Below are 10,864 nucleotides of genomic sequence, written 5' to 3'. Positions count from 1 at the left end.
TTATTAACAAAAAATAAATATCTCTCAAATTTTAAGGGAAATCTGGGTGCATTTTTAAGAATTTTCAATAAATTAGCGCTCTCTAATAATACAACATCAAATCATGAAAAATACAGCGTTAACGCACATTCACGAAAGTTTAGGAGCTAAAATGGTTCCATTTGCAGGATATAATATGCCCGTTCAATATGAAGGAGTAAATGTAGAACACGAAACGGTTAGAAACGGTGTTGGTGTTTTTGACGTTTCTCACATGGGAGAATTTTTCTTAAAAGGAGAAAATGCGTTGGCTTTAATTCAGAAAGTAACTTCAAATGATGCTTCTAAATTAGTTGATGGAAAAGCACAATATTCTTGTTTACCAAATAAAGAAGGTGGAATTGTTGACGATTTAATCGTTTATAAAGTTGCTGATAATCACTATATGTTAGTTGTGAATGCTTCTAACATTGAAAAAGATTGGAATTGGATTTCATCGCACAATGATTTGGGTGTAGACATGCAAAACCTTTCGGATGACTATTCTTTATTGGCGATTCAAGGACCAAAAGCGGCAGAAGCGATGCAATCTTTAACTTCTATCGATTTATCAAATATGGGATATTACACGTTCCAAATTGGTGATTTCGCAGGAAAAAGTGATGTAATTGTTTCGGCTACTGGTTATACAGGTTCGGGAGGATTTGAAATTTACTTCAAAAACGAAGATGCAGAATACATTTGGAACAAAGTTTTTGAAGCTGGAGCAGCATTCGGAATCAAACCAATTGGATTAGCTGCACGTGATACCTTACGTTTAGAAATGGGATTCTGTTTATATGGAAACGACATAAACGATACGACTTCGCCATTAGAAGCAGGTTTAGGATGGATTACCAAATTCGACAAAAAATTTACCAATTCAGAAAACTTGAAAAAACAAAAAGAAGCAGGTGTTTCCCGTAAGTTAGTTGGTTTCGAAATGATCGAAAGAGGAATTCCTCGTCACGATTACGAAATTACTGATGCTAACGGAAATGTAGTAGGAATCGTAACTTCAGGAACACAATCACCTTCTATGGGAATTGCTATCGGAATGGGATATGTTCCAGCGGCTTTAGCTACACCAGATTCTGAAATTTATATTAGAATTAGAAATAAAGATATTAAAGCGAAAGTGGTTAAAATGCCGTTTTACAAGAAGTAATCAAGAACAAGGACAAGTTCAAGAACAAGGGCAAGTACAAATTCAAGTACAAATTTGAAAATTGAAATTGACCTGAATTTTTAAACATATAAGTCATATAAGTTTCAAGTTGAATTAGATTGCGAATACAAGTTCATAAAAGATTTTAGATTATCGCTTTGCGAACTTTGCGTAAAACCTTGCGTCCCGAAGCTTCGGGATTTGCGTTTAAATTTGTACTTGACTTTTAAACTTGATTTTTTACATTTGCACTGAAATTTTGAATATTGAACAACGAATTAAGAATATTGAAATTATATAGAAATGGGAAGAGCGTTTGAATTTAGAAAAGCCCGTAAAATGAAACGTTGGTCAGCAATGGCTAAAACGTTTACACGTATAGGAAAAGATATTGTAATGGCCGTTAAAGAAGGCGGTCCAAATCCTGAAACTAACTCACGTTTAAGAGCGGTAATTCAGAATGCGAAGGCTGCGAACATGCCTAAAGATAACGTAGAACGCGCTATTAAAAAAGCATCAGATAAAGACACGGCTAACTTTAAAGAAGTGTTGTTTGAAGGTTATGCGCCTCACGGAATTGCAATTTTAATTGAGACCGCTACCGATAACAACAACAGAACGGTTGCGAACATTAGAAGTTACTTCAACAAATGCAACGGAACGTTTGGAACACAAGGTTCGGTTGAATTTATGTTTGATCATACGTGTAATTTTAGAATTCCAGCAGAAGGACAAGATGTGGAAGAATTAGAATTAGAAATGATTGATTTTGGTGTAGAAGAAATCTTTGCTGATGAAGACGGAATTTTAATGTACGCTCCTTTTGAAAGCTTTGGTGCTATCCAAAAAGAATTAGAATCTCGTGGTTTAGAAATCTTATCTTCAGGATTTGAAAGAATACCACAAGTAACAAAAGAATTAACACCTGACCAAGTGGCTGATGTTGAAAAACTATTAGAAAAAATTGAAGAAGACGATGACGTAATGAACGTGTATCACACCATGCAAGAAAGCGCTGAGTAATTCTTTTTCTATCTTATATACGAAATCCTCGCAAGAAATTGTGAGGATTTTTTTATATATTAGTATTCTAATTTTTCTATATTAACATTTCAAACAAATATAACTATAACTAGAAATTGGAAATTCCCTTTACATATATTCGTAATAAAATTAGAAAATACAGCACTGAAGATTTGCTCAGATATTGTTATTCATATATAGAAACTAAAAAAGACCAAGTCTTTCCTATTTGGACAATATTTACTTTAATGAAGTGGTCATATCAACATGGTGGATATAATACTAATTTAAAAAAGTTAGATCAAGAAAATTTTTCCATACTATATAACTTAATATATGATTTTAACAATAATCATATAACTAATTTTTTAAAATTGAAAATTGATCGAGGTTTTCATATTTTATACTCACAACAATTTTATTTACAAAAAACTGTATACAAAGAAGTTTTTGCAACACAATTAAAAATCTACGATTCTATAAATGGTAAGTATGATATCAACAAATCATTTGAAGAAAAAACGGGTTTAACTATTTATGATTTTATTTTTATCCAACAAATAGTTTGGCTATTTACCAATGTAAACAATTCAACTAGTTCATTTAAATATTTTGGATATCTAAGTCAAGATTTTATAAATGTAGCCTCTGAAATGACAAGTATAGAAAAAGTAGAAAATTTTTTAAAATTATCAGTTCTTAATCATGAAAATGCAAAAGAGAGAATTCAAAATTTTAAGCGAAGTATTAATAGGACTGATCTACAATCTTTAGAAACTACATTTTTCACAATATATCCCTTCCAGGTATTTGATAATCAAATCAAAGTTATACATAAATCGGTTTACAATCATTTTGTAAATTATTATATATATGACTTTTTAAAATCTAGTGATGAAAAATTTACGACAGAATTTGGCTATCGATTTGAAAAGTATATTGAATTTGGTTTAAAAGAAATAAGTGTTAAGTATCATGATGAAAACAAATTAAAAAAAATACTTCCCAAAAATTCGAATGTAGTAGACTTTTGTTTATCAGATTCAAATATTTACATTGAGTGTAAAGCAATTGAAATTCAAGCTTATACTTCTATTAATCCAACTGATGAGCTTTTATACAATTCATTAAAAGATTCTATATTAAAAGCATATTTTACACAAATGATTAATGTTACAAAAACATTGACACCAAATGAAGAAAATTGGGGTATAATTTTAACTTACAAAGAGTTATTTTGGAGCAATTTCACAAATTTATTTGAACTTGGGAAAGATAAATTCCAAAATTCAATTGACTCAAAATATTTACCTCCAGAAAATGTTTTTATACTTGATATTTATACATGGGATAAAATAATACAAATTATCAAAGACAAAAAAGCAACACTAATTGAAATACTTCAATTAGCAAAGAGTAATAATTCAAATCCACAAACAAGTAAACAATTATTTCACATGCATTTAGATATTTATAATTTAGAAAAATTCAGTTTAAGTTATTTGGATTTTGAAATTGAACAATTAAAAATCGGAAATAAATAAAACCCGATAACGCAGAATCACATTCCTTTCCCACAAAACAAAACCCAATCTATTTTTTTCGTAAATTAGTAATAAAAAAATATGGCAGCTAATTTTGTATCGTTACATCGTGTAGTAACGGCTCCACCTGAAAAGGTGTTTCGTGCATTTACAGAGAAAAATGCAATGGCTTCGTGGATTCCTCCGTATGGTTTTTTGTGTGAAGTTCACAGTATGGATGTGAAAATTGGTGGCGGTTTTAAAATGTCGTTTATCAATTTTACAACGGGTAACGGACATTCTTTTGGTGGAACATATCTCGACATCAAACCCAACGAGTTTTTAAAATACACCGACACTTTTGATGACCCCAACTTACCAGGCGAAATGACGACTTCGGTTTGGTTAAAAGAAGTTGCTTGTGGCACAGAAATCAAAATATTACAAGAAAACATTCCAGCTATGATTCCTACTGAGATGTGTTATTTAGGTTGGCAAGAATCGTTAGAAAAATTAAAGAAGTTAGTAGAACCGAATATTCCAGATAATTAATAAAATAAAAATCCCAATCTTTCGATTGGGATTTTCTATATATAAAATCAATTACTTGATAATTTCAATTTTTAAAGCTTCTTCTTGGTTAACCGAATCAAAGAAACCTTGTTCGTTCATCCAATCATCGCTAAATACTTTGCTCATGTATCTTGAACCATGATCTGGGAAAATGATAACTACATTACTGTTAGCATCAAATTCACCTTCTTCAGCATATTGTTTCACGGCTTGAAAAGCAGCTCCAGAAGTATATCCTACGAATAAACCTTCTTTCTTAGCTAATTCTCTTGTAGTGTGTGCACTTTCTTCATCTGAAACTTTGATAAATTTATCAATCGCATCAAAATCGGTAGCTGTTGGAATTAAATTTTTACCTAAACCTTCAATACGGTATGGATAAATTTCAGCGTTATCAAATTCTTTTGTTTCGTGGTATTTTTTCAAAACTGAACCAAAAGCGTCAACTCCTAAAATTTTGATATTTGGATTTTGTTCTTTCAAGAAACGTGCTGTTCCAGAAATAGTTCCTCCAGTTCCACTGCATGCTACTAAGTGTGTAATTTGACCGCCTGTTTGTTCCCAAATTTCTGGTCCTGTAGATTTGTAATGTGCATCAACGTTTAACTCATTAAAATATTGATTGATGTAAACGGAACCTTTGGTTTCTTCGTGCAATCTTTTAGCAACATTGTAATACGAACGTTCATCATCCGCAGAAACGTGAGCTGGACAAACATATACCTTTGCTCCCATTGAACGTAACATATCGATTTTATCTCTTGATGATTTTGAACTCACCGCTAAAATACAATCGTATCCTTTGATGATGCTAACCATTGCCAAACTAAAACCTGTATTTCCTGAAGTAGTTTCAATAATGGTGTCTCCTGGTTTTAGGATACCTCTTTTTTCTGCTTCTTCAATAATATATAATGCGATACGGTCTTTTGTAGAATGACCTGGATTAAAGGCTTCAACTTTTGCATAGAAATTACCTGGTAAATCAGCTGAAATTTTATTCAGTTTGATTAATGGTGTATTCCCAATTAAATCTAATACACTATTATAGGCTTTTATTTCTTCTTTCATATGAAGATACTGTTTGTTTTAATGTTTCCAAAATACTATGCATTACTAGCATTTATAGTATTTTATACTTATTTAATGTCTAAAAAATGCCAAATTTGACACTTCTAAAACCTTGCAAATTTAACAAAAAAAGTTTAACTACTTCTTAATTTTTTCTAAATCTAACAAAAATGCAAATTCTTTAGCCAATTCTTTCAATGCTTCAAATCTACCCGAAGCTCCTCCGTGACCAGCATCCATATTTGTATCTAAGAATAATTGTTTGTCATTTGTTTTCATAACACGCAATTTTGCTACCCATTTTGCAGGTTCCCAATACTGTACTTGCGAATCGTGAAGCCCAGTAGAAACATACATATTTGGATAAGCTTGCTTTTTCACTTGGTCATACGGTGAATATGATAACATATAATCGTAATACACTTTATCATTCGGATTTCCCCACTCATCATACTCTCCAGTTGTTAAAGGAATCGTATCATCTAACATAGTTGTAATCACATCCACAAAAGGAACTTGAGCAATTACTCCATTATATAATTCAGGATTCATGTTTACAATAGCTCCCATTAACAAACCACCTGCCGAACCACCTTCTGCATATAAATGTTCTGGCGACGTATATTTTTCAGCAATCACAAATTTTGAACAGTCAATAAAATCGGTGAAAGTGTTAATTTTCTTTAAAAGTTTTCCGTTCTCATACCACTCTCTTCCTAAGTCCTCGCCTCCTCTAATGTGAGCGATTGCATAGATAAATCCTCTATCCAATAAACTCAAACGAGTAGATGAAAAATAAGGATCCATAGTAGCACCGTAAGAACCATAAGCATATAACAACAATGGATTTTTACCGTCTTTTTTGATACCTTTTCTGTATACCATTGAGATTGGCACTTTTGTCCCGTCAGCTGCGGTTGCCCAAACTCTTTCTTCAATGTAATTATTCTTATCGAATTTTCCACCTAATACTTCTTGTTCTTTCAATACTTTTTTCTCTTGAGTACTCATATTGAAGTCAATCACAGAAGATGGTGTTGCCATTGATTGATAACCATAACGAAGAATTTCAGTATCAAAATCTACGTTTGTAGTTGTGTAAGCTGTATATGTTTCACTTTCAAATGGTAAGTAATACTCGCCTTTTCCATTCCAAGGACGAATTTGAATCTTATTTAATCCGTTTGAACGTTCTTCAACCACTAAATAATCTTTGAAAATTTCGATTCCTTCTAATAAAACATCTTTTCTATGTCCAATTAAATCTTTCCAGTTTTCAGCTGAAGTAGCAGTTTCTGGCGTTTTCATTAATTTGAAGTTGGTTGCTTTATCTTTATTGGTTACGATGTAAAAACTATCACCATAGTGCGAAATCGAATATTCTAATCCACGTGTTCTTTTTTGGAAAATTTTAAATTCTCCATTTGGATTTTTAGCATCTAATATTTGGTATTCAGAAGTCAACGTACTTGATGAACCAATAACTAAATATTTCTTTGATTTTTCTTTGTAAACAAACGTATTGAATGTATCGTCTTTTTCATGATAAACCATTACATCGGCAGTAGCATCAGTTCCTAAAGTATGTTTATAAATTTTATCAGAACGTAGTGTTTGCGCATCTTTACGAGTGTAAAACAAGGTTTTATTATCTCCAGCCCAAGTTGAACCACCCGTTGTGTTTTCTAATTTTACCGGAAGAATTTCACCTGTTTCTAAGTTTTTGATTTGAATGGTATATTGTCTTCTTGAAACCAAATCCACTCCAAAAGCAGCCCATTTGTTATCTTCACTAATATTTAAACCACCTAAATTAAAATAAGAATGTCCTTTTGCCATTTCGTTGCAATCAAACAAAATTTCTTCTTTAGCATCTAAACTTCCTTTTTTACGAGCATAAATTGGGTAATCTTTACCCGTTTCATAACGTGTAATGTAGTAATATCCATTGTAAAAATAAGGAACCGAACTATCATCTTCCTTAATTCTACCTTTCATTTCCAAGAACAAATCGTCTTGAAATTGTTTGGTATGAGCTGTTGATTTTTGGTAATATTCATTTTCTTTATTCAGATAATCAATAACTTCTGGGTTTTCTCTTTCGTTTAACCAATAGTAGTTATCAATTCTTTTATCACCGTGTTTTTCTAATGTTTTTGGAACAATTTTAGCTACAGGTGGCTGTAATTTATCAGACATTTTTTTTGTTTTATTTTGACTGTGAACTGGAGCAAAAATAACACAACCTAAAAGGAAATACGTGATTTTTTTCATGAAGTTTTACAATAATTATTAACTGCTAATTTACTATTTTTGCTGAAATAAAAAAATAAAAATTATGTTTGGAGATATTATGGGTATGATGGGTAAACTAAAAGAAACCCAACAAAAAGTTGAAGAAACAAAGAAACGCTTAGACTTTGTTTTAATCGATGAAAAAAGCACTGATGGCTTGCTTGAAGTTACCCTAACTGCTAACCGAAAAATTAAAAACATTACCGTAAGTGATGATTTACTTAACGACAAGGAAATGCTTGAAGATTATTTGATTAATGTTTTAAACAAAGCTATCGAAAAAGCAACAAACGTTCACGAAACGGAATTAGCAGCTGTTGCCAAAGAAGGCATGCCAAACATTCCAGGAATGGATATGTTTAAATAATTCCCATTCCTAAAGCGATTGCTACTAAAAGCAACAAAACAGCGACAAAAACTTGGAGAAATTTTAGGGTAACTTTCTTTAAAAGTTGGTTACCCAAATACGCTCCAGCAATGGCACAAAGCGTTGCCGAAATCAACAATACTTTATTTTCATACAAGGTATAAGTCGTGATTTTTGAAGCATAAACACTCAATCGCGTAAAATCGATAAACATTGAAACAACAATTCCTGTAGCAATAAAATTTTCTTTGGATAAACCAGCTTTAATCAAAAACGCACTTCGCAAAGCACCTTGATGTCCAGAAAGTCCGCCAAAAAAGCCACTTAAAACTCCTCCTAAAGGCAATTTATCTTTTCCAAATTCCAATTTACTTAAGTACGGAATCAAATCTAAAAGCGCAAAAATCACTAATAAAATAGCTATGATGAATTTCACTGGTAAAACATCCCATTCTTTTCCAAAAAGCGAATAACTGAACAAAGGTTGTAAATCAGATATTTGCAACAACAACCACGAACCTATCATAGCCGCAAAAATGGCTGGAATTCCGAATTTTAGTAAAACTTCTTTGTTGGCATGTTTTCCAACCAAGAAAAATTTGAATAAATTATTAGTAAAATGAACCAATCCACACAAACCAATTGCAATATCTACTGGAAAGAACAACATGAAAACCGGAGTTAACAAAGTTCCCAATCCAAAACCCGAGAAAAAGGTTAGAATGGCGGTTAAAAAGGCAACTATTGATATGATTACGATTTCCATAAAGTTTTTGTTTCAGGTTTGATTTTAAAAATTATTTAAATTTCTTCAATCTGCGTTCCAAAAATTAAAATTGTAATTTAGAAAACACTTCCATTACATACTCATGCATCACTTCTTTGTAATCCAAATGTGTTACGATTCGAAGTTTCCCATGTCCCATCGAACTAATCGCAATACCTTTTTGTTTCAATTTTTCCATAAAAAGCTTTTCATCTACAAAAGGTTGTAAGCCAAAAATCAAAATATTGGTTTCCACAGGTTCCACATTAGCAACCCATGGCATTTTTTCTAACAAACTACCTAATTCTTTCGCTCTTCGGTGGTCAATTTCTAAACGACTAATGTTATTCTGCAACGCAAATAATCCAGCCGCTGCCAAATATCCCGATTGACGCATATTGCCACCAAAAATCTTACGAATTCTCAAAGCGCGATGGATATCTGCTTTACTTCCTAACAAAACCGAACCAACAGGCGCACCCAAACCTTTTGATAAACAAACCGAAATCGTATCGAACAATTCACCAAAATGCTTTGGATGTTGTTTTTTTGCTACTAAAGCATTCCACAAACGCGCACCATCTAAATGATATTTCAAATTATGGTCGATACAAACTTGCTTAATTTCTTGCAAAGGTTGTAAATCATAACAAGCGCCACCGCCTTTATTGGTTGTGTTTTCAATACTTACTAATGAAGTTAATGGGGCGTGATAAAATTCTGGGTCGTTGATTCCATTTTTAACTAAATCAGCCGTAATCATCCCTCTATTTCCATCAACTAAACAACACGAAACACCACTGTTAAAAGAAGCTCCGCCACCTTCATAATGATAAATGTGTGAATATTTGTCGCAAATCACTTGTTCGCCTGGCTGTGTGTGCAACTTAATCGCCGTCTGATTTGCCATCGTTCCCGAAGGAAAAAACAAAGCGGCTTCCATCCCAAACAAATCCGCCAAAGTTTCTTCTAACTCATTGACTGTTGGGTCTTGTTTATATACGTCATCACCAACTTTTGCATTAAACATTGCGTTTAACATCTCCACAGAAGGCTTGGTCACTGTATCACTAACTAAATTTATTTCCATATATCAATCAGATACCTTATTTTTGATAAAATTTTTAGGAGCTAATTCCCGCTATCCGTTGCAATCTTTTTATTTTTTTTGAGAAAAATAAAAAGGATTTCCACTACTATCGGGGCTATGGCATCCCATTACAAAACAAAACTACAATATTTATGATAAATACAGAACAAGTCAGAGATATTATTGATCGCCTTGGTGCGTTAAGGAGGTATCTTTGACATCGATGCCAAAACGATTGAAATAACTAACGAAGAAGAAAAAACCTTCGCTCCCGATTTTTGGAACAACGCCAAAGAAGCCGAAATTATTATCCGAAACCTACGTTCGAAAAAGAAATGGGTAGAGGATTATAACAAAGGTGTAGAACTTTCTGAAGAACTTCAAATTATGATGGATTTCTTTAAAGAAGGTGATGTTTCTGAGGAAGAAGTTGAAACCCAATACCATCAAACTTTAAATCACATTGAAGATTTAGAATTTAGAAACATGCTTTCCGATGAAGGAGATAGCATGAGCGCTGTTTTGCAAATTACGGCAGGAGCTGGTGGAACTGAAAGTTGTGATTGGGCTTCCATGTTAATGCGAATGTATTTAATGTGGGGCGAAAAACAAGGCTACAAAATCAAAGAATTGAACTTTCAAGAAGGTGATGTTGCCGGAATCAAAACCGTAACCTTAGAATTTGAAGGCGATTTTGCTTTTGGTTATTTAAAAGGTGAAAACGGTGTGCATCGTTTGGTTCGTATTTCTCCTTTTGATAGTAATGCGAAACGTCATACGTCTTTTGCTTCGGTTTACGTGTATCCATTGGTAGATGATTCTATTGAAGTAGAAATCAATCCTGCTGATATCGAAATCATAACTTCTCGTTCGAGTGGTGCTGGTGGACAAAACGTAAACAAGGTTGAAACTAAAGTACAATTGTTTCACAAACCTACGGGAATTCAAATTCAATGTTCGGAAACGCGTT

The 10,864-nt window shown here is 32.6% G+C and carries 9 protein-coding genes and 1 pseudogene; 6 read left to right on the top strand and 4 right to left on the bottom strand.

All coding sequences use genetic code 11. The annotated features are described in order from the left end of the window. Positions 1-103 precede the first annotated feature (103 nt). The 4 genes from gcvT (at position 104) to L6Q46_RS09620 (ending at position 4,284) form a co-directional block, all read left to right on the top strand. On the top strand, positions 104-1,186 hold the full coding sequence (gene gcvT / locus L6Q46_RS09635) for a glycine cleavage system aminomethyltransferase GcvT (protein ID WP_291284126.1): 1,083 nt from the start codon (positions 104-106) through the stop codon (positions 1,184-1,186). A gap of 303 nt (positions 1,187-1,489) precedes the next feature. Then, entirely contained in the window at positions 1,490-2,209 is a 720-nt protein-coding gene (locus L6Q46_RS09630; protein WP_111567191.1) for a YebC/PmpR family DNA-binding transcriptional regulator, read from the top strand. 116 nt (positions 2,210-2,325) lie between these two features. After that, the gene (locus tag L6Q46_RS09625; RefSeq protein WP_291284125.1) at positions 2,326-3,753 is read left to right on the top strand and encodes a hypothetical protein; all 1,428 of its coding nucleotides are present in this window, start codon (positions 2,326-2,328) and stop codon (positions 3,751-3,753) included. An 81-nt stretch (positions 3,754-3,834) separates the two neighbouring features. After that, positions 3,835-4,284 carry an SRPBCC family protein gene (locus L6Q46_RS09620; RefSeq protein ID WP_291284124.1) on the top strand — a complete coding sequence of 150 codons (450 nt, stop codon included), beginning with the start codon at positions 3,835-3,837 and terminating at the stop codon, positions 4,282-4,284. A 51-nt stretch (positions 4,285-4,335) separates the two neighbouring features. Here L6Q46_RS09620 and L6Q46_RS09615 read toward each other — a convergent pair whose 3' ends face one another. Both L6Q46_RS09615 and L6Q46_RS09610 read right to left on the bottom strand, forming a co-directional pair. Beyond that, positions 4,336-5,376, bottom strand: coding sequence for a cysteine synthase family protein (locus L6Q46_RS09615; RefSeq protein ID WP_291284123.1), 1,041 nt, complete (start codon positions 5,374-5,376; stop codon positions 4,336-4,338). 138 nt (positions 5,377-5,514) lie between these two features. Continuing rightward, positions 5,515-7,575, bottom strand: a complete 2,061-nt coding sequence (locus tag L6Q46_RS09610) for a S9 family peptidase (RefSeq protein WP_291284127.1) — start codon at positions 7,573-7,575, stop codon at positions 5,515-5,517. A 139-nt stretch (positions 7,576-7,714) separates the two neighbouring features. Between L6Q46_RS09610 and L6Q46_RS09605 the strand changes: the two genes are divergently transcribed. After that, the gene (locus L6Q46_RS09605) at positions 7,715-8,038 is read left to right on the top strand and encodes a YbaB/EbfC family nucleoid-associated protein (RefSeq protein WP_291284122.1); all 324 of its coding nucleotides are present in this window, start codon (positions 7,715-7,717) and stop codon (positions 8,036-8,038) included. Here the strand turns inward: L6Q46_RS09605 and L6Q46_RS09600 are convergent. Further along, complete coding sequence (locus L6Q46_RS09600) at positions 8,031-8,804, bottom strand: sulfite exporter TauE/SafE family protein (protein ID WP_291284121.1); 774 nt, start codon at positions 8,802-8,804, stop codon at positions 8,031-8,033. The two genes, L6Q46_RS09605 and L6Q46_RS09600, sit on opposite strands and share 8 nt — an antisense overlap. 64 nt (positions 8,805-8,868) lie before the next feature. Continuing rightward, positions 8,869-9,894, bottom strand: a complete 1,026-nt coding sequence (locus tag L6Q46_RS09595; protein ID WP_291284120.1) for a GntG family PLP-dependent aldolase — start codon at positions 9,892-9,894, stop codon at positions 8,869-8,871. Positions 9,895-10,046: 152 nt separating this feature from the next. Here L6Q46_RS09595 and L6Q46_RS09590 point away from each other — a divergent pair. After that, positions 10,047-10,864: pseudogene (locus L6Q46_RS09590) on the top strand (PCRF domain-containing protein); the annotation flags it as partial.

The sequence above is a fragment of the Flavobacterium sp. genome (assembly GCF_023151265.1).
Taxonomy (GTDB): Bacteria; Bacteroidota; Bacteroidia; order Flavobacteriales; family Flavobacteriaceae; genus Flavobacterium.
The sequence above is the reverse complement of the archived record's forward strand: the minus strand, read 5'-3'. Positions and strand labels throughout refer to the sequence as shown.

What these genes read in the sequence shown, in the direction of transcription:
- gcvT (WP_291284126.1), top strand. Translation starts at nt 104, where the DNA reads ATGAAAAATACAGCGTTAACGCACATTCACGAAAGTTTAGGAGCTAAA.
- L6Q46_RS09630 (WP_111567191.1), top strand. Translation starts at nt 1,490, where the DNA reads ATGGGAAGAGCGTTTGAATTTAGAAAAGCCCGTAAAATGAAACGTTGG.
- L6Q46_RS09620 (WP_291284124.1), top strand. Translation starts at nt 3,835, where the DNA reads ATGGCAGCTAATTTTGTATCGTTACATCGTGTAGTAACGGCTCCACCT.
- L6Q46_RS09615 (WP_291284123.1), bottom strand. Translation starts at nt 5,376, where the DNA reads ATGAAAGAAGAAATAAAAGCCTATAATAGTGTATTAGATTTAATTGGG.
- L6Q46_RS09610 (WP_291284127.1), bottom strand. Translation starts at nt 7,575, where the DNA reads ATGTCTGATAAATTACAGCCACCTGTAGCTAAAATTGTTCCAAAAACA.
- L6Q46_RS09605 (WP_291284122.1), top strand. Translation starts at nt 7,715, where the DNA reads ATGTTTGGAGATATTATGGGTATGATGGGTAAACTAAAAGAAACCCAA.
- L6Q46_RS09600 (WP_291284121.1), bottom strand. Translation starts at nt 8,804, where the DNA reads ATGGAAATCGTAATCATATCAATAGTTGCCTTTTTAACCGCCATTCTA.
- L6Q46_RS09595 (WP_291284120.1), bottom strand. Translation starts at nt 9,894, where the DNA reads ATGGAAATAAATTTAGTTAGTGATACAGTGACCAAGCCTTCTGTGGAG.